The organism is Mycobacterium sp. NGS34 (assembly GCF_059812845.1).
In genome coordinates this window covers 208,062-227,700 of record NZ_JCALDM010000001.1, presented here as the reverse complement: position 1 = coordinate 227,700, position 19,639 = coordinate 208,062, and the positions used below count along the sequence as shown (strand labels likewise).

General features: G+C 68.9%; 13 protein-coding genes. 8 read left to right on the top strand and 5 right to left on the bottom strand.

The window, feature by feature from the left end; all coding sequences use genetic code 11:
• Positions 1–99 precede the first annotated feature (99 nt).
• From AC5Y7V_RS01150 to eccA, 5 genes are read left to right on the top strand one after another with little or no spacing between them, the layout of a single operon-like run.
• Positions 100–1,128, top strand: coding sequence for a MinD/ParA family ATP-binding protein (locus AC5Y7V_RS01150; RefSeq protein ID WP_499878220.1), 1,029 nt, complete (start codon positions 100–102; stop codon positions 1,126–1,128).
• Entirely contained in the window at positions 1,125–2,654 is a 1,530-nt protein-coding gene (gene eccD / locus AC5Y7V_RS01145; RefSeq protein ID WP_499878219.1) for a type VII secretion integral membrane protein EccD, read from the top strand. Before AC5Y7V_RS01150 ends, eccD begins: the two co-directional genes overlap by 4 nt.
• Complete coding sequence (gene mycP, locus AC5Y7V_RS01140; RefSeq protein ID WP_499878218.1) at positions 2,639–4,309, top strand: type VII secretion-associated serine protease mycosin; 1,671 nt, start codon at positions 2,639–2,641, stop codon at positions 4,307–4,309. Before eccD ends, mycP begins: the two co-directional genes overlap by 16 nt.
• Positions 4,306–5,886, top strand: coding sequence for a type VII secretion protein EccE (gene eccE / locus AC5Y7V_RS01135; RefSeq protein ID WP_499878217.1), 1,581 nt, complete (start codon positions 4,306–4,308; stop codon positions 5,884–5,886). Before mycP ends, eccE begins: the two co-directional genes overlap by 4 nt.
• 14 nt (positions 5,887–5,900) lie before the next feature.
• Positions 5,901–7,739, top strand: coding sequence for a type VII secretion AAA-ATPase EccA (gene eccA / locus AC5Y7V_RS01130; protein ID WP_499878216.1), 1,839 nt, complete (start codon positions 5,901–5,903; stop codon positions 7,737–7,739).
• A gap of 7 nt (positions 7,740–7,746) precedes the next feature.
• Here eccA and AC5Y7V_RS01125 read toward each other — a convergent pair whose 3' ends face one another.
• From AC5Y7V_RS01125 to AC5Y7V_RS01110, 4 genes are all read right to left on the bottom strand, one after another.
• Positions 7,747–8,097, bottom strand: a complete 351-nt coding sequence (locus tag AC5Y7V_RS01125) for a WhiB family transcriptional regulator (RefSeq protein WP_499878215.1) — start codon at positions 8,095–8,097, stop codon at positions 7,747–7,749.
• 326 nt (positions 8,098–8,423) lie between these two features.
• Positions 8,424–9,086: a phosphate signaling complex protein PhoU gene (gene phoU / locus AC5Y7V_RS01120; RefSeq protein WP_499878214.1), complete on the bottom strand. Its 663-nt coding sequence runs from the start codon at positions 9,084–9,086 to the stop codon at positions 8,424–8,426.
• Between the two features lie 58 nt (positions 9,087–9,144).
• Complete coding sequence (locus tag AC5Y7V_RS01115; RefSeq protein ID WP_499878213.1) at positions 9,145–9,609, bottom strand: nitroreductase family deazaflavin-dependent oxidoreductase; 465 nt, start codon at positions 9,607–9,609, stop codon at positions 9,145–9,147.
• A gap of 1 nt (position 9,610) precedes the next feature.
• Positions 9,611–10,459 (bottom strand): NAD(P)H-binding protein, encoded by an 849-nt coding sequence (locus AC5Y7V_RS01110; protein ID WP_499878212.1) that lies wholly within the window; start codon positions 10,457–10,459, stop codon positions 9,611–9,613.
• A gap of 110 nt (positions 10,460–10,569) precedes the next feature.
• Between AC5Y7V_RS01110 and sigI the strand changes: the two genes are divergently transcribed.
• On the top strand, positions 10,570–11,445 hold the full coding sequence (gene sigI, locus AC5Y7V_RS01105; protein WP_499878211.1) for an RNA polymerase sigma factor SigI: 876 nt from the start codon (positions 10,570–10,572) through the stop codon (positions 11,443–11,445).
• Here the strand turns inward: sigI and AC5Y7V_RS01100 are convergent.
• Positions 11,442–12,671, bottom strand: coding sequence for a MinD/ParA family ATP-binding protein (locus AC5Y7V_RS01100; RefSeq protein ID WP_499878888.1), 1,230 nt, complete (start codon positions 12,669–12,671; stop codon positions 11,442–11,444). The two genes, sigI and AC5Y7V_RS01100, sit on opposite strands and share 4 nt — an antisense overlap.
• Positions 12,672–13,250: 579 nt before the next feature.
• Between AC5Y7V_RS01100 and gltB the strand changes: the two genes are divergently transcribed.
• Positions 13,251–17,828 carry a glutamate synthase large subunit gene (gltB, locus tag AC5Y7V_RS01095; RefSeq protein WP_499878210.1) on the top strand — a complete coding sequence of 1,526 codons (4,578 nt, stop codon included), beginning with the start codon at positions 13,251–13,253 and terminating at the stop codon, positions 17,826–17,828.
• Positions 17,821–19,296 carry a glutamate synthase subunit beta gene (locus tag AC5Y7V_RS01090; RefSeq protein ID WP_499878209.1) on the top strand — a complete coding sequence of 492 codons (1,476 nt, stop codon included), beginning with the start codon at positions 17,821–17,823 and terminating at the stop codon, positions 19,294–19,296. Before gltB ends, AC5Y7V_RS01090 begins: the two co-directional genes overlap by 8 nt.
• The last annotated feature ends 343 nt before the right edge of the window (positions 19,297–19,639 follow it).

The following is a 19,639-nucleotide window of genomic DNA, read 5'->3' as shown; positions in this document are numbered from 1 at the left end:
ACCAATCCTCGGAATGGCAAACCCGAGCGGCCTGCTAATGCACTTCGCGGGTTTGATCGCGTAAACGGCCTATCCCAAATCATGTTAGAGTCGACTGTCGTGACGACCTCTTGGAATGACCCCAATATGTACGACGAAGAGAGGCTTGGGCGGGGGGAACCGCCAGCGGCGCGCCACCGGGATTCGGTATCGGACACAATGCGTATTACCGATTTAGCCGCACCCCGAAAAATCCCACCGGGCTCCGGTTGGCGAAAATTCATTTACAACATTTCTTTCCGCAATATAAACCTCGGGGAATCACCGAGGGAACGGCATTATCGTGAATTAAAAGAGCGCATCCGGCGACACATCCGGCGGCAGTTCGTCATCACGCTGGTCTCGGGCAAGGGCGGGGTCGGGGTGTCGACCATGGCCGCATGCATCGGTGGTGTCTTCCGCGAGTGCCGCCCGACGAACGTGATCGCGATCGACGCGGTCCCCGGTTTCGGGACGCTGGCGGACCGCATCGACGAGTCGCCGCCCGGCGACTACACCGCCATCATCAACGACACCGACGTCCAGGGCTACGCCGACATCCGGGAACACCTGGGCCAAAACGTGGTCGGGCTCGACGTGCTGGCCGGCAACCGGACGTCCGACCAGCCTCGGCCGCTGGTGCCGGCGATGTTCGCCGGAGTCCTCGCGCGGCTGCGGCGCACCCACAACGTCATGGTGGTGGACACCGCTCCGGACCTCGAGCACCCCGTCATGAAGACGGTCTTGGACAACACCGACACCCTGGTGTTCGTCTCCGGCATCACCGCGGACCGGTCCCGGCCGGTGCTGCGCGCGATCGACTTCCTCAGCGCGCAGGGCTATCACGAGCTGGTCTCGCACAGCACGGTGATCATCAACCACACCGACAGCGCGGTCGACAAGGACGCCTTGGCCTACCTGACCGAGCGGTTCACCAAGGTGGGCGCGACCGTGGAAGTGATGCCTTTCGATCCCCACCTGGCGAAGGGCGGGATCATCGACACGGTCCACGAGTTGAAGAAGAAGTCGCGGCTGCGGCTGTTCGAGATCACCGCCGCGCTGGCCGACAAGTACGTGCCCGATGCCGGCGCCGAGAGGGCCCAGCAGTGACCTCGCCCCACAAGGTCGCCTTCCCGGCGCGGTGTGCGGTCAACATTTCCTACGACAGGCACCTGTGCTCTCAGGTGTTCCCCGCGGGAACGCCGGTGGAGGGCTTCTTCGAGGGCATGGTCGAACTGCTCAGCGACGACCTGAAGCGCAAGGGCTTCGACGGGGTCGCGCTGCCGCCGGGCAGCTATGAGCTGCACAAGGTGAACGGCGTGCGCCTGGACATCAACAAGAGCCTCGACGAGCTCGGCGTCCAAGACGGCGACACCCTGGTGCTGGTGCCGCGGGTCGACGGCGAATCCTTTGAGCCGCAATACGAGTCGTTGTCGACGGCGCTGGCGGCCATGGGCAAGTGGCTGGGCCGCGACGGCGGGGACCGGATGTTCGCACCCGTGACCGCGTTGACGGCCGCCCATACGGCGATCGCGATCGCCGCGATGGCGGCCGGCGTGGTGGCCGGGTTGACCTTGCGGGAGCGCACTTTCACCGACGGCCTGGTCCCGGCGGCCGTTGCCGGCGGGGTCGGTGTGCTCCTGGCGATCGCGTCGATCGTCGTGTTCACCGGATGGCCGCAGCGTCGCGACATGTTCAGCGGGTTCGCTTGGCTGACGGTGGTTTTGGTCGCGGTGGCGGGCGCGTGCGCGCCGCCCGGCAAACTTGGTGCCCCGCACGCCCTGATCGGCCTCGTGGTGGTGATCCTGGGCGCCATCGCGATCAGCGCCGCGACGCGGAAGCGGTGGCAGACCGCGGCGGCAACCGCGGTGGTGACGATGTGCGGGATCGCGGCCGCGGTGGCCGCCGCCCGGATGTTTGCGCCGGTGTCGGTGCAGGTGCTGTCGATCTGTGTCTTGTTCGGGTTGCTGGTGCTGGTGCGGATGGCGCCGACGATCGCGCTGTGGGTGGCGAGGGTGCGGCCGCCGCACTTCGGATCCATCACGGGGCGTGACCTTTTCGCGCGCCGCGAGGGCATGCCCGTGGACACGGTGTCGCCGGTCACCGCGAAGGAAACCGAGGACGAGGACGACGAACTCACCGACATCACCGCCCGCGGCGCCGCGATCGCCGCCTCGGCACGGTTGGTCAACGCGATCCAGGTGGGTCTGTGCGTCGGGGTGTCGGCCGTGCTGCCGGTCGCGGTCTGGGGGGTGCTGACGCCGGGACGTCGCTGGGCGTGGTTGGCGCTGCTGGTCGCCGGTCTCGTGGTGGGCATCTTCATCACCCAGGGCCGCGGATTCGCCGCCAAGTACCAGGCGGTCGCGCTGGTGTGTGGCGCGTGCGCGGCGGTGTGTGCCGGTGTCGTCAAGTACGCGCTGGCCGGGCCCGGCAGCCTGGAAGCCGCCCTGGTGTGGCCGGTCGCGTTGGTGGTGGCATTCGCCGCATTGGGTTTGGCCGCAGCGCTTTTGGTGCCCGCGACGCGGTTCAGGCCGCTGATCCGGCTGACCGTGGAGTGGCTCGAGGTGCTGGCCATGATCGTGTTGCTGCCGGCCGCCGCGGCCTTGGGAGGGCTGTTCACTTGGCTTCGCCACTGAAACCGGTGTGCGCTCGGGCGGCCGCGATCACCGCAGCCCTGATCCTGGTCGCCACCACGGGCAATATTCCCGCCGCCCAAGCCATCTCACCGCCCAAGGTGGACCCGGCCCTGGTTCCCCCGGACGGGCCCCCGCGACCCGACCAACCGATGCGTCGCGGCAACAGCTGCTCGGTGCCGATCACCGTGAAGACGCCCGACGTCTCGCAGCTGGCGCCCGGCTTCGACCTACTCAACATCAACCATGCGTGGCAATACAGCACCGGTAACGGGGTTGCCGTCGCGGTCATCGACACGGGGATCACGCCCAGCCCGCGGTTGCCGGTCGTTCCCGGCGGGGACTACATCATGGGCGAGGACGGCCTGTCGGACTGCGACGCGCACGGCACCGTCGTCGGTGCCATCATCGGGGCCGCACCGCAGGGCCTGGTGCCGATGCCGCGCCCGATCCCGCCCACGCCGGCCTTCCCGCCGCCGGCCGCCCCCCCGCCGGCGGCCGGGGCGCCCGCGCCTCCCGTCGAAGTCCCGCCTCCGGCGCCACCGCCACCGCCGCCACCACCGGTGACGATCACCCTCGTCCCGCCGCCACCGCCGCCGCCCCCGCCGCCACCGCCGGAGGCCGGCGCGATGGCGCCCTCCAACGGACCGCCCGACCCGCAAACCGAGGACGAACCCGCGGTGCCGCCGCCCCCGCCGGGAGCCCCCGACGGGGTGGTCGGGGTGGCCCCGCACGCCACCATCATCTCGATACGCCAGTCGTCGCGGGCCTTCGAGCCGGTGAATCCGCCTCCGGCGGACCCGAACTCGGACGAGAAGGTCAAGGCCGGCACGCTAAATACCTTGGCGCGCGCCGTCGTGCACGCGGCGAACATGGGCGCGAAGGTGATCAACATCTCGGTGACCTCGTGCCTGCCGGCCGCGTCCTCGACCGACCAGCGGGCGCTCGGCGCCGCGCTGTGGTACGCGGCGACGGTCAAGGACGCGGTGATCGTCGCCGCGGCCGGCAACGACGGGGAAGGCGGGTGCGACAACAACCCGATGTTCGACCCGTTGGACCCGGCGGATCCGCGTGACTGGCACCAGGTCAAGGTGATCTCGTCGCCGTCGTGGTTCTCGGACTACGTGCTGTCGGTGGGCGGTGTCGACGCCGGCGGGGCCCCGATCGACAAGAGCATGTCGGGTCCGTGGGTCGGTGTCGCCGGGCCCGCGACCCACATCATGGGCCTGTCGCCCCAGGGCGGCGGGCCAGTCAACGCGTACCCGCCGTCGCGTCCGGGGGAAAAGAACATGCCGTTCTGGGGGACCAGCTTCTCGGCGGCCTACGTCAGCGGCGTCGCCGCGCTGGTGCGCGCGAAATACCCTGACCTGAGCGCACATCAGGTGATCAACCGGATCGTGCAGTCGGCCCACAACCCGCCGGCCGGCGTCGACAACAAGGTGGGCTACGGCTTGGTGGATCCGGTCGCCGCCCTGACGTTCAACATCCCTCCCGGCGACAAGCTGCCCCCCGGCGCGCAAACCCGTGTCATCACGCCGCCCGCGCCCCCGCCGCCGCCGGATCACCGCGCGCGCAACATCGCGATCGGCTTCCTCGGCCTCGTGGGCGCCGGTGTGTTGGTCGTAGCCGTCGGCGCGCGACTGCGGAGGGCGCGATGAGGTCGCGGCTCACCGGGTTCGCCCCGGGCAGTAACCGGCGGGTCGTCGGGATCCTGGTGGTGTTCCTCCTTGCGCTGGCGGGCTGGGCGGTGGGCGGCTACATCGGCGCCGCGGTGGCCGCGGTGGTGGGCGCCACGGTGGTGTTCGTGCGGTGGCGGGGCCAGCCGTCGTGGTCATGGGCGGTCCTGTGGCGGCGGGGCCGGCGGCCCATCGTCTGGAGTGAGCCGATCACGGTGGCCAGCAACCGATCCGGCGGCGGCGTCCGCGTCGAGGACGGCGTGGCGGTGGTGGCCGTGCAGCTGCTCGGCAGAGCACACCGGGCCACCACGGTGACCGGCTCGGTCAGCGTCGAGACCGAGAACGTGATCGACGTCGTGGACCTGGTGCCGCTGCTGCGGCACCCGCTCGGCCTGCAGCTCGACTCGATCAGCGTCGTCTCGATCGGGTCGCGATGCGGCACCGTCGGCGACTATCCGCGGGTGTACGACGCGGAGATCGGCACCCCGCCGTATGCGGGCCGCCGCGAGACGTGGCTGATCCTGCGGCTGCCGGTGATCGACAACACCGACGCGCTGCGGTGGCGCACAACCCTTGGCGCGACGGCGATTTCGGCGGCGCAACGGATCGCCGGACTGCTGCGCTGCCACGGGTTGCGGGCGAAGGTGGCCACCGCGACCGACCTTATCGAACTCGATCGCCGGCTCGGCTGGGACGCGGTGTCCGGCGCCACGCAAAAGTGGAAAGCCGTCCGCGGCGAGGCCGGATGGATGACGACGTACGCGTATCCGGCCGCGGCGATCAACTCCCACGTGCTGGCGCAGGCGTGGACGCTGCGCGCCGACGAGGTCATCCAGAACGTGACGGTGTATCCGGACGGGGAGTGCACCGCAACCGTCACCGTGCGCACACCCACGCAGGCGCCGAGCCCACCGAGCGTCGTCCTGCGCCGGCTCAACGGTGAGCAGGCCGCCGCCGCGGCGGCCAACATGTGCGGTCCGCGCCCCATGCTGCGGGGACTGAGACGAAGTTCGTTGCCGCAGAACCTGATCCTGGAGATCGGGCCGTCGGGGGTATTGGTGGGCAAGTTGAGCAACGGCGACCGTCTGATGATCCCGGTCACCGACGCCGGGGAGCTGTCGAGGGTGTTCGTCGCCGCCGACGACGCGATCGCCAAACGGATCGTGATCCGCACCGCCGGCGCCGGCGAACGGGTCTGCGTGCACACCCGCGACGTGAAGCGCTGGGCCAGCGTGCGGATGCCGGTGGTCAGCGTCGTCAGCACCTCGCGGCCGGCGCCGCGCACCACCGTCAGCGTCGTCGAGCTCGCCCGTGCGGACGCCAGGGATGTCGCGATCTCGCCCGCGCCGCGGCCGGCGACGGTGATCACGGTTGCGCCGGCCGGCACGGCGCTGCCCGACGGCCACGGGCAGGCGTTCGAGGTCGCCATCCAGCAGGTGAGTGGCGCGACGGTGCGAGTCACCGCGGCGGGGGAGACGTGGCTGGTCGACATGGACCTGTTCCGCGCGGAGAACCGCTATGTCAACCTCGAGTCGGTCGCGATGTCGTTCGCGACCTGAGGACGGTGCAGACAATGGGGGACTTGCTCACGGCGCGCAGGCATTTCGACCGCGCCATGACGATCATGGACCGGCAGGGGCGCGCCGCGGCGTTGCCGGAATTCGTCGCCGCCACCGAAGCCGACCCGTCGATGGCGGACGCCTGGCTCGGCCGGATCGCCTGCGGGGACAACGACTTGGCGTCGCTCAAACGGCTCAACCATCACCGCGAATGGCTGCACCGCGAGACCACCCGGATCGGCCGCACGCTCGCGGCCGAGATGCAGTTGGGCCCCTACATCGGCATCACGGTCACCGACGCGTCCCAGGTGGGACTGGCGCTGTCCTCTGCACTGACGATCGCCGGCGAATACGCCGAGGCGGACCGGCTTTTGGCCAACCGCGAGCTGCTCGACTCGTGGGGCAACTTCCAGTGGCATCAGCTGGCCCGGACGTTCCTGATGTACGCGACGCAGCGCTGGTCGGACGTGCTGTTGACGGCCGCGGAGGAGCTGCCGCCGCAGGCGATCATCATGTCGGCGGTTACGGCGTCGATCTGCGCGCTGGCCGCGCACGCCGCCGCGCATCTCGGACAGGGCCGGGTGGCGCTCGACTGGCTGGATCGCGTCGACGTGATCGGCCAGAACACGTCCTCGAGCCGGTTCGGCGCCGAGGTGCTGACGGCCTCGATCGGCCCGGCTGACATTCCGCTGCTGGTGGCGGATTTGGCGTACGCGCGGGGCATGGTGCACCGCCAGCTGCACGAGGAGGACCGCGCCCAGGTCTGGCTGTCCAAGGCCACCATCAACGGGGTGCTGACCGATGCGGCGAAGGCGGCGCTGGCCGACCCGAACCTGCAATTGGTGGTGACCGACGAGCAGACCATCGCCAGCCGCACCGACAAGTGGGACGCCGCGACGGCGAAAAGCCGCGAGCAGCTCGACGACGCCGACGCGGCCGAGCGGCGCGCCGAACTCCTGGCCGAGGGCCGCCGGCTGCTGGCCAAGCAGGTGGGCCTGGCGGCGGTCAAGCAGGCGGTCTCGGCGCTGGAAGACCAGCTCGAGGTGCGGATGATGCGCCTCGAGCACGGGCTACCGGTGGAGGGGCAGACCAACCACATGCTGCTGGTGGGGCCGCCCGGAACCGGCAAGACGACCACCGCCGAGGCGCTGGGCAAGATCTACGCCGGGATGGGCATCGTGCGTCACCCCGAGATCCGGGAGGTCCGCCGATCAGACTTCTGCGGACACTACATCGGGGAATCCGGACCCAAGACCAACGAGCTGATCGAAAAGTCTTTGGGCCGAATCATTTTCATGGACGAGTTCTACTCACTGATCGAGCGCCACCAGGACGGCACGCCGGACATGATCGGCATGGAGGCCGTCAACCAGCTGCTGGTCGCGCTGGAAACCCATCGATTCGACTTCTGCTTCATCGGCGCGGGCTACGAGGACCAGGTGGACCAATTCCTCACCGTCAACCCGGGTTTGGCCGGCCGGTTCAACCGCAAGCTTCGTTTCGAGTCGTATTCGCCCGCCGAGATCGTCGAGATCGGGCAACGCTACGCGAACCCGCGGGCCAGCCTGCTCGACGACGGCGCGCGGGAGGCGTTCCTTGATGCGGCGACGACGATCCGCAACTACACCACTCCCGGCGGCCAGCACGGGATCGACGCCATGCAGAACGGCCGGTTCGCCCGCAACGTAATCGAGCGCGCCGAGGGGCTGCGCGATACGCGGGTCGTCGCGCAGAAGCGGTCGGGCCAGCCGGTGACCGTCGAGGACCTGCAGATCATCACCGCCGCCGACATCGAGGCGGCGGTGCGCAGCGTCTGTTCGGACAATCGCGACATGGCCGCCATCGTCTGGTAGTGCAGCGTCAACCGACGCTGCGATTTCGTTGTTTGCTCAGGAATTCCGACCAGGACACCACTTCGGGGTGCCGCAGGAGGAGGGCTCGCCGCTGGCGCTCGGTCATACCCCCCCAGATGCCGAATTCCACCCGGTTGTCCAGCGCCTCCGCTCCGCACTCCGGCATGACTGGGCAGTGGCGGCACACCACCGCGGCCTGGCGCTGGGCGGCGCCTCGTACGAAGAGGCTCTCCGGGTCGATGGCCCGGCAGAGGGCTTTAGACACCCAACCGCTGGGTTCCGCCGCGCCCACGACGTGGACCGTCCCTCGGAAAATCGCACCGTGCCGCCTTTGACCGGCGTCCTGTGATCCTGACATCGGCTTTCTCCCCGGGTCTACTTCCCCCGCCGCAGCACCGCAGCAGAACACCCTGCCCTGATTCCCGCGAGATCACCGCTGAAAACCCGCCAACGAAGCGATTCTTCTGCTGGTAACACAGCTGTTTCTTTCAGTTGGTGTGCAGTTAGCGCCGGCGGACGGCCGATTGGCTTGTCTAGGGCCGACACGGATGAATCGGACTCCCGGACAGGCGATTAGGCCCCGCGCGAGCGCGAGAAATGGTCGAGGATCAAGGGTCGCGCGAATTTCACCGCCGTCGACGAGGCCATCACCAGAATCGGGGTCATTCCCGGCGGCGCCTGACGCTAGCCGACGGAATCCGGCGTGCCGGGGAGCCTGCCGGTGGCCTGAAAGATTACCCGCCTGGCGATTTCGACGGCGTGGTCGGCAAAGCGTTCGTAGAACCGGCCCAGTAGGGTCGCGTCGACCGCGGCGGCCACGCCGTGTTCCCATTCGCGATCCATGAGCTCGGTGAACAGCTCGCGATGCAGGTCGTCCATCGAGTCGTCTTCGACATTGATGAGGCGCGCCTTTTCGGGGTCACCGGTCCGCAGGACCTCCTCGGCGGCGTTGCTCAATTCGGCTGCGACGAGGCCCATCTCGGCGAAGTAGCCGTTGGCTTGTTCGGGCAGAACGTGATCGGGATGGCGCCGGCGAACGATTTTCGCGACATGTGCGGCCAGGCCGCCCATGCGCTCGACATCGGCGCAGACCCGGATCGCGGTAACCACGGCTCGGAGGTCGCCGGCCACCGGAGCTTGCAGGGCAAGCAGCACGAACGCGGCATCTTCGGCGTCGCTACTCAGCTTCGCGAGCTGGCCCTTCTCCGCGATGACCTGCTCGGCCAGCGCAAGGTCCGCCTGCAAAAGCGCTTGGGTGGCGTTCTGCATCGCCGCGCCCGCCATCGCGCACATGTCAGCGAGCTGCTCATTGAGGGCAGCGAGCTGCTCGTGAAAGGCGGCGCGCATTGCCCTAGGCTACGTCTGGCCAGGTTAGGCCGCCGTCCGGGGTTAGCTTTGCCGTCGATCAGCGAGATTTCTCGCGCTGTTTGACGTTCGGCTCGAATCGGAACACGGCGACCCGGCCCGCCAGTGCCTCGAATTCGTCGGCGGTTCCGTCGCGCACCATGCCCGAGCGCTTCGCGAACGCCACACCGACCGGCACCTCGGTGGCGAACGCACGCAGCACCGGACGCGCCTCGTCGGCGTCGAGCTCGATGATCCTGATTTCGCGGGATCGCCGGCCCCGGCTCAGCATGCCGCTGCCGGCGGCGCGGGCGTTGGCCGCCCAGTCCGCGCCGGGATAGCCGGCCACGACATAGAGGCCGCCACGAAATTCGAAGGGCGTCATCGGTGTGCGGCGCGGCTGACCCGACTTGCGGCCGGGCACCGTGAGCACCATGGCGGGTCCGGTGGGGATCCCGAGCCGCTGAACCGCCATCATCACCTTGTTCATCGGCTTGAGGTAGCGCGGCGGGCGTGGTTCGGACACCTCAGGCTCCTTTCGATTGGGCGAACAGGTCGCGGTGCTCGGAAACCCACTGCGCGATCGGGGTCGCCGACCGACCGAGAATCTTCTCCACGTCGTGGGTGACCAGCGCGGGCTTGTCGAGCGTCTCGGCGAGCATGGCCATGTAAGCGTCGGCGAAGTCGGCGCCGAATCCGATCCCGATGAACCGCTGCCGCACCAGTTCCGTCGGCACCTCCTGGTAGCGCAGCGGGCGACCCAGGGCGTCGCCGATGACCTCCGCCAACTCCGAGTTGGTGAACGCCTGCGGTCCGGTCAGCGGGATCCGCTGGCCGACAAGCTCATCGGTGAGCAGTGCCCGCGCGGCGACCTCCGAGATGTCGCGCTCGACGATCGGTGCCGTAGACGCCGCCGCGTACGGTCCCGCCACGACGTCGCCGGCGCGGATCTGCGCGCCCCACATGCCGGCGAAGTTGGTCGCGAAGACCGACGGCCGCAGGCTCACCCAGTCCAGGCCGGATTCGACGGCGAGCTGTTCGACCTCCTTGTTGCGGTCCCCGCGAAAGCGCGACGGTTGCCGCGAGAAGTCGTCGTCGGCGTTGATCGCCGACAGCGCAACCAGCTTCGTGACTCCGGCGCGCCCGCACTCCGCGACCACCCGCGGCAGGTCGTCGCCCAGCGCGCGGGAATTGAGAAATATCGCCGACGCGCCCAGCAGCGCGTCGGCGGCCGATCGGACCGCCTCGACCCCAGCGGGAAGTCCGGCGGTGTCGGGTGCGCGGGTGACTGCGCGGACGTGGGCGCCTGCGGCGAGCAGCTCGGCGACGAGCGGGCGCCCGACGTTGCCCGTCGCTCCGGTTACGACGATCGTCATGGGAGGGGTCCTTCCGTGAGTTTTCAGTGCTGCACCAAGGACGGCGCCGGAGGTGGGAAAGTTACAGTCGAAACGCGTAACTTTTTGCGGGATCAAATCGTCGAAGGTTCATGAGCCAGTCGCAGTCACCCGGCGACCAGGTCACCGAGGCCTGGCGCAGCAATCGCCCGTATCTGGTCAATCTCGCCTATCAGATGCTCGGCGACGTCGGCGACGCGGAAGACGTTGCGCAGGAAGCATTCTTGCGTCTCTCGCGCGCCGACCTGAACGAGATCGACGACGTCCGCGGCTGGCTGACCGTGGTGGCGAGCCGGATCTGCCTCGATCAGGTGCGTTCGGCGCGGGCCCGCTACGAGCGGCCGGGCGAGGTCGAGCAGCAGCCGGCATCGCCACGCCTGGACCCGGCCGACCGCGTCACCCTCGACGACGAAGTTCGGACCGCGTTGCTGGAGGTGTTACGCAGGCTCAGCCCGGGTGAACGGGTCGCCTTCGTGCTACACGACGTGTTCGGTGTCCCGTTCGAGACGATCGCCGAGACCGTGGGTCGTCCCGTCGGCACCTGCCGCCAGCTGGCGCGGCGCGCACGCGGCAAATTCACTGTCGCGCAACCGAAATTGAACGAGGTGGCCCCGGCCGAGCATCAGCTCGTGACGGAAAAGTTCATCACCGCCTGCGCCAACGGCGACATCGCCGCGTTGACCGCCGTGCTGGATCCGGCGGTCTGGGGCGTGGGCACCGTCCTGGCCGAGCCGGCGCCGCCGCCGCAGATCAACCATGGGCCGGACGCCGTGGCCACCAACCTGCTGCGCTATCTCGGCCCGGAGGTGACCCTGGTCACCGGGCCCGCGGGCGGCCCCGCGGTGTTGGCCTTCGTCGACCGCCGCCTCTTCGCGTCGATCGTGCTGACGATTCGCGGTCGGCTGGTGACGAAGATCGAGGCCGTCGCCGACCCGTTGGCGCGCCTGGGTGGGGGTCAACGGCCCTAGCGCGCCGCCGGCTCCGGCCGCGCGGCGAAATAGCCCGCGATCGTCGCCGTGACCTGAAGAAACTTGCGCCGTGTCGCCGGGGACATCTCGCGGGTCACGTCGATGACGCCGCCAGGGCGGAGGTGGGGATCGTAGGGCACCTCGACCACCGGCTGCCCGTGATCGACGAACTCGCGGGCGAGCAGCTCGCGGGTGCGTTTGTCGGCGTGGCCGTCGGAATCGTTGAGCACCACGATGGTGTGGCGCAGCAGGCCCGTAAGGCCCCTGTCCGACAGCCATTCCATGGTGCGGGCGGCCGCGGATGCTCCGTCCGCCCACGGCGAGGAGACCACGATCAGCGCGTCCAGATCGCGCAGCACTTCCTGGGTCACCGGTGAGTCCATCGTCGAGCCGCAGTCGATCACCGAGATGGTGAAGTGGCGGTCCAACCGGAGCGCGGCTTCGCGGTAGATCGCGGGGTCGAGCACGCGCCGCGGGCCGGACGCCGGCTCGCCGCCGAGGACGTGCAAACCGGCGGAGTTACGGCCAAGGCGCCCAACCACATCGGCGAAGGACCGCAGGTTCTTGTCGGAGGTCAGTTCCCAGAAGGAGCCGCTCGATCGCGGGTCGATTCGGCTGCTCAGCCGGCCGAACGCGGTGTCGGCGTCGATCGCCACCACGTGGTCCTGCCGGCGCAGCTCTGCAAAGAGCGAGCCGACGCTGGCGGCCACCGACGTCTTGCCCACCCCGCCCTTGCCCAGCACGCCGACTTTGTAGTTGCCGTGCAGGGCGGTTCGGATCGCCGCCTCGAACTGCGCCTCCTGCCGCTGCGCGGGCGACGGGCCCAGCTTGACGAGGCCAAAGGTGGCCAGCCGCAAGACGCGTCGCCACCCGCGCTCGGGCAGCTCCGCCGTGGGCGCGACGGGTGTGGGTGCGGGCCGCTGCGGCGGCGGGGCCGGGGGAGGGGCGGGCCGCGGCGGCGGTTGGGGCGGGCCCGCCGGGCGCTGCGGGGGCGCGGGTGGGCGCGGCGGGGCGGGTGCGGGAGGTGGCGCCTGGCGGGGTGGCTGTGGCGGCGGGGCCGGCGGACGGGGTGCCGCGGGGGCCGGGCCGGGCGCGGGCGCGACCGCCGGAGCAGCCGGCGCCGCGGCATGAGGATCCCTGGGCGGGGGAGCGGGCGGGCGTGGCGCCGGCGCACCGGCCTGGTCGGGCCGCAGCCGGTCCCGCAGGAATTCGTCGCGCTCGTTCATGGGCTCCTCGGGTGCCGGACCGGTACCCGTCCAGTATCGGTCACGCGCCACCGGCGGATCGTCGCCCGGCCGTGCAAACTCTGGCCCGGTTGACCGCCGCCGGCCGCGCCTACTTCCGCCGTCCGCTGAGCACGCCGGTGAGCAAGCACCGTGGCAACCCCGCCACGCGTGGGCGCGATCACAGCAAACTGGGACGAATTGGTGATCAGGCCCACCGGTCGGCTAGGATCGGCGCCGGGGTCGGGAAAATACAAGCCCAAAACTCCCATGTCGGCGACGCCGTCGACCGCCCGTCGCAGCGAATTTACGCCGCTGCCCGTTGGCGGTTAGACTTAACAAAGTTGGCATGTCAGGCGGGTATTGTCATATCGTTTTACGACTTGTCGAAACCAGCTCCAGGCCACCGTTCAACGCTGCACGGACGAATCCCCAACGGCGGATCATCCCCGCCTGGGGCACAGCCTATCGGCAAGACCGAAAGGGCCTACGGGTCCGAGGCCCGCAACCCTCCCGGGTTGGGGCCCCGCCGGAGCCGCTCATAACGGCAGCGAAGAACGTTTGGTGAAGGGTCAGGTGCATATGACGCCCAAGCGCGTCGGGTTATACAACCCCGCGTTCGAGCACGACGCGTGCGGGGTAGCCATGGTCGTCGATATGCACGGCCGCCGCAGCCGCGACATCGTCGACAAGGCGATCACCGCGCTGCTCAACCTCGAGCACCGCGGCGCCCAGGGCGCCGAGCCGCGCAGCGGTGACGGCGCCGGCATCCTGATTCAGGTCCCGGATGCGTTCCTGCGCGAAGTCGTGGATTTCGAGTTGCCCGCGCCGGGCAGCTACGCCACCGGCATCGCGTTCCTGCCGCAGTCGTCCAAGGACGCCGCGGCCGCCTGCGCCGCGGTGGAGAAGATCGCCGAATCCGAGGGCCTTCAGGTGCTCGGCTGGCGAAACGTCCCCACCGACGACTCGTCGCTGGGCGCCCTGTCCCGCGACGCGATGCCGACCTTCCGGCAGGTGTTCATGACCGGTGCTTCCGGGATGGCGCTCGAGCGCCGCGCCTACGTGGTCCGCAAGCGCGCCGAGCACGAACTGGGCACCAAAGGCCCGGGACAGGACGGACCCGGTCGCGAAACCGTTTACTTCCCAAGCCTTTCCGGCCGGACATTCATCTACAAGGGCATGCTGACCACCCCGCAGCTCAAGGCGTTCTACCTTGACCTGCAAGACGATCGGCTGACGAGCGCGCTGGGCATCGTGCACTCCCGCTTCTCCACCAACACCTTCCCGTCCTGGCCGCTGGCGCACCCCTTCCGCCGCATCGCGCACAACGGCGAGATCAACACCGTCACCGGCAACGAGAACTGGATGCGGGCCCGCGAGGCGTTGATCAAGACCGACCTCTTCGGCGACGACGTGGAGAAGTTGTTCCCGATCTGCACCCCGGGCGCATCCGACACCGCGCGCTTCGACGAGGCCCTCGAACTGCTGCACCTGGGCGGGCGCAGCCTGGCCCATGCGGTGCTGATGATGATCCCCGAGGCGTGGGAACGCAACGAGTCGATGGACCCGGCCCGGCGCGCCTTCTACCAGTACCACGCCTCGCTGATGGAGCCGTGGGACGGTCCTGCGTCGATCACCTTCACCGACGGCACCATCATCGGCGCCGTCCTGGACCGAAATGGCTTGCGCCCCTCCCGAATCTGGGTGACCGACGACGGCCTGGTGGTGATGGCCTCCGAGGCCGGCGTGCTCGACCTGGACCCGGCCAAGGTGGTCCGCCGGATGCGGCTGCAGCCCGGTCGGATGTTCCTGGTGGACACCACCCAAGGACGCATCGTCGCCGACGAGGAGATCAAGGCGGAACTGGCCGCCGAGCACCCCTACCAGGAATGGCTCGACAAGGGCCTGGTGCCGCTCGACGACCTGCCGCAGGGCGAGTATGTCCGGATGCCCCACGAGCGACTGGTCAAGCGCCAGTTGACGTTTGGCTACACCTACGAGGAACTCAACCTGCTGGTGACGCCGATGGTGCGCTCCGGCGCCGAGCCGATCGGCTCGATGGGCACCGACACCCCGGTCGCCGTGCTGTCCGAGCGCCCGCGGATGCTCTACGACTACTTCCAGCAGCTGTTCGCCCAGGTGACCAACCCGCCGCTGGATGCCATCCGCGAGGAGGTGGTGACCAGCCTGCAGGGCACCACCGGCGGCGAGCGCGACCTGCTCAACCCGGACGAGCACTCCTGCCACCAGATCGTCCTGCAGCAGCCGATCCTGCGGAACCATGAGCTGGCCAAGCTGGTCAACCTCAACCCGGACGACGAGGTCAACGGGCGCCCGCATGGCATGCGGTCCAAGGTGATTCACTGCGTTTACCCCGTCGCCGAGGGTGGCGCCGGGCTGACGGCCGCGCTCGAGGAGGTGCGCGCGCAGGCGTCGGCGGCGATCGCCGACGGTGCGCGGGTCATCATCCTGTCCGACCGCGGGTCCGACGAGCAGCTGGCGCCCATCCCGTCGTTGCTGGCGGTGTCGGCGGTGCACCACCACCTGGTGCGCGACCGGACGCGCACGCACGTCGGCCTGGTCGTCGAGACCGGTGACGCCCGCGAGGTGCACCACATGGCCGCGCTGGTCGGCTTCGGCGCGGCGGCGATCAACCCGTATCTGGCGTTCGAGTCGATCGAGGACATGCTCGACCGCGGGGTCATCGACGGGATCGACCGCAACAAGGCGCTGAACAACTACGTCAAGGCCGCCGGCAAGGGCGTGCTGAAAGTCATGTCCAAGATGGGCATTTCGACGCTGGCCTCCTACACCGGCGCGCAGCTGTTCCAGGCCGTCGGCATTTCCGAGGACGTGCTCGACGAGTACTTCACCGGGCTGAGCTGCCCCACCGGCGGGATCACCCTGGAGGACATCGCCGCCGACGTCGCCGCCCGCCACAAGGTGGCCTACCTCGACCGGCCCGACGAGCGCGCCCACCGTGAGCTCGAGGTCGGCGGTGAATATCAGTGGCGCCGGGAGGGCGAGTACCACCTGTTCAACCCGGAGACCGTGTTCAAGCTGCAGCACGCCACCCGCACCGGGCAGTACAAGATCTTCAAGGAGTACACCCGCCTCGTCGACGACCAGAGCGAGCGGCTGGCGTCGCTGCGTGGACTGCTGAAGTTCCGCGGCGATGTGCGACCGCCCGTTCCGCTGGAAGAGGTCGAGCCCGCCAGCGAGATCGTCAAGCGTTTCTCCACCGGGGCGATGAGCTACGGCTCGATCTCCGCCGAGGCGCACGAGACGCTGGCCATCGCGATGAACCGCCTCGGCGGCCGGTCCAACAGCGGCGAGGGCGGCGAGGACGTCAAGCGATTCGACCGCGACCCAAACGGCGACTGGCGCCGCAGCGCGATCAAGCAGGTCGCTTCCGCCCGCTTCGGGGTGACCTCGCACTACCTGACCAACTGCACCGACATCCAGATCAAGATGGCCCAGGGCGCGAAACCCGGTGAGGGCGGCCAGCTTCCGGGTCACAAGGTGTACCCGTGGGTGGCCGAGGTTCGGCACTCCACGCCCGGCGTCGGGCTGATCTCGCCGCCGCCGCACCACGACATCTACTCCATCGAGGACCTGGCGCAGCTGATCCACGACCTCAAGAACGCCAACCCGGCCGCGCGCGTGCACGTCAAGCTGGTCTCCGAAAACGGGGTGGGCACAGTTGCCGCCGGTGTGTCCAAGGCGCACGCCGACGTGGTGTTGATCTCGGGGCACGACGGCGGCACCGGCGCGACGCCGCTGACATCGCAGAAGCACGCGGGCGCCCCGTGGGAGCTGGGGTTGGCCGAGACGCAGCAGACCCTGTTGCTCAACGGGTTACGTGACCGCATCGTGGTCCAGGTGGACGGGCAGCTCAAGACCGGACGCGACGTGATGATCGGGGCGCTGCTCGGCGCCGAGGAGTTCGGCTTCGCCACCGCCCCACTGGTGGTGGCCGGCTGCATCATGATGCGGGTGTGCCACCTCGACACCTGCCCCGTCGGCGTGGCCACACAGAATCCGGTGCTGCGCGAGCGGTTCACCGGCAAGCCCGAGTTCGTCGAGAACTTCTTCATGTTCATCGCCGAAGAAGTGCGGGAGTACATGGCGCAGTTGGGCTTCCGCACCTTCAACGAGGCCGTGGGTCAGGTGGGGGCGCTGGACACCACGCTGGCGCGCGCACACTGGAAGGCGCACAAGCTGGACCTGGCCCCGGTGCTGCACGAGCCCGAGTCGGCGTTCATGAACCAGGACCTGTACTGCAGCTCGCGGCAGGATCACGGCCTGGACAAGGCGCTCGATCAGCAGTTGATCGTGATGAGCCGCGAGGCGCTGGATTCCGGCAAGCCGGTCCGCTTCTCCACCACCATCAGCAACGTCAACCGCACGGTGGGCACCATGCTCGGCCACGAGCTGACGAAAGCCTATGGCGGCCAGGGCCTGCCGGACGGAACCATCGACATCACCTTCGACGGGTCCGCCGGCAACAGCTTCGGCGCCTTCGTGCCGAGGGGAATTACGCTGCGCGTCTACGGCGACGCCAACGACTACGTCGGCAAGGGCCTGTCGGGCGGCCGGATCGTGGTGCGGCCGTCGGACAACGCGCCTGCCGACTACGTCGCCGAGGACAACATCATCGGCGGCAACGTGATCCTGTTCGGCGCCACCAGCGGGGAGGTCTACTTGCGCGGCGTCGTCGGCGAACGGTTCGCGGTGCGCAACTCCGGCGCCCACGCGGTGGTCGAGGGCGTCGGCGACCACGGTTGCGAATACATGACCGGGGGCAAGGTCGTCATCCTCGGCCGCACCGGTCGCAACTTCGCGGCGGGCATGTCCGGCGGAATGGCCTATGTGTACGACCCGGAGGGCGAATTGCCGAACAACCTCAACACCGAGATGGTCGAGCTCGAAGCGCTCGACGACGACGACCTGGAGTACCTGCGGGGCACCATCCAGGCACACGTCGATGCCACGGATTCCGCTGTCGGCCAGCGCATCCTCGCCGACTGGCCCGGCCAGCACCGGCACTTCGTCAAGGTGATGCCGCGCGACTACAAGCGCGTGCTGCAGGCGATCGCCGAGGCCGAGCGCGACGGCGTCGACGTCGACAAGGCGATCATGGCGGCCGCGCATGGCTGACCCCACCGGCTTCCTGAAATACACGCATCGGGAACTGCCGAAGCGCCGGCCTGTCCCACTGCGACTGCGCGACTGGAACGAGGTCTACGAGGACTTCGACGACGAGACCCTGCGCCACCAGGCGACCCGTTGCATGGACTGCGGTATTCCGTTCTGCCACAACGGCTGTCCGCTGGGTAACTTGATCCCGGAATGGAACGACCTGGTGCGCCGGGGACGTTGGCGCGACGCGATCGAGCGCCTGCACGCCACCAACAACTTCCCGGACTTCACCGGGCGGCTCTGCCCGGCCCCGTGCGAGCCGGCGTGCGTCCTTGGCATCAACCAGGACCCGGTGACGATCAAGCAGATCGAGCTGGAGATCATCGATCACGCCTTCGACGAAGGCTTCGTGGTGCCGCTGCCCCCGGACAAGCTGACCGGAAAGACCGTCGCCGTGGTGGGTTCCGGCCCCGCCGGCCTGGCCGCGGCCCAGCAACTGACCCGCGCCGGTCACAGCGTGACCGTGTTCGAGCGCGACGACCGCATCGGCGGGCTGCTGCGCTACGGCATCCCGGAATTCAAGATGGAAAAGCGGGTCCTGGACCGCCGGCTGGACCAGATGCGAGCCGAGGGCACCGAGTTCCGGGCCGGCGTCAACGTCGGTGTTGACATCACCGTTGGACAGCTGCGCGGCGACTTCGACGCGGTGGTGCTGGCCGGCGGTGCCACCGCCTGGCGCGACCTGCCCATCCCCGGCCGCGAGCTGGACGGCATCCACCAGGCGATGGAGTTCCTGCCGTGGGGCAACCGCGTAGCATCGGGCGACTTGGACGACTCAGTCCTGGACGAGGACGGCGAACCGCCGATCACCGCCAAGGGCAAGAAGGTGATCATCATCGGCGGCGGCGACACCGGGGCCGACTGCCTGGGCACCGTGCACCGGCAGGGTGCGATCGCAGTGCACCAGTTCGAGATCATGCCGCGTCCGCCGGACGCGCGCGCCGAGTCGACCCCGTGGCCGACCTACCCGCTGATGTACCGGGTGTCGTCGGCGCACGAGGAGGGCGGCGAGCGGGTGTTCTCGGTCAACACCGAGCGGTTCGTCGGCAAGGACGGCCGCGTGACCGGGCTCAAGGCTCACGAGGTGACGATGCAGGACGGAAAGTTCGTCAAAGTCGAGGGCTCCGACTTCGAGCTCGAGGCCGATCTGGTGTTGCTGGCGATGGGATTCGTCGGCCCCGAGAAGGAGGGCCTGCTCACCGACCTCGGGGTGAAGCTCACCGAGCGCGGCAACGTCGCCCGCGGGGGCGACTTCGACACCTCGGTTCCCGGCGTTTTCGTTGCCGGCGACATGGGTCGTGGCCAGTCATTGATCGTTTGGGCGATTGCTGAGGGTAGGGCCGCGGCGGCCGGCGTCGACCGGTTCTTGATGGGTTCGACCGCGCTTCCGGCGCCGATCAAGCCCACCGCGGCGCCGCTCACGTAGTCACATCAGTCACACCAGAAACAGAAGAATTCAATTCGGCGTTTCTGCCCACGTTTGCCAGACGATTGTTGTCTAATGGTTCTCTGTGGGCCTCATCGCGTAGCAGTCACGGGTGGCGTCCCGCAGGAACGGACCGATCGCAGGAGTGGTCACTGTGCATGTCAACCCAATGCCCCGGTCGAAAATGGGGCGAATCGCCTGGTCATGGTTGCGTCACCCGGTAAAGAGCCGCGAGTTCCCCGCAAAGCATGAACGCCTGATCACCGCCGAAGAACTGATGCTGTTCGGGGTGTAAGCACCTCGTTCAACCGCCGGCGGCGCCCAAGCTAGTTTGCTCGCCGCC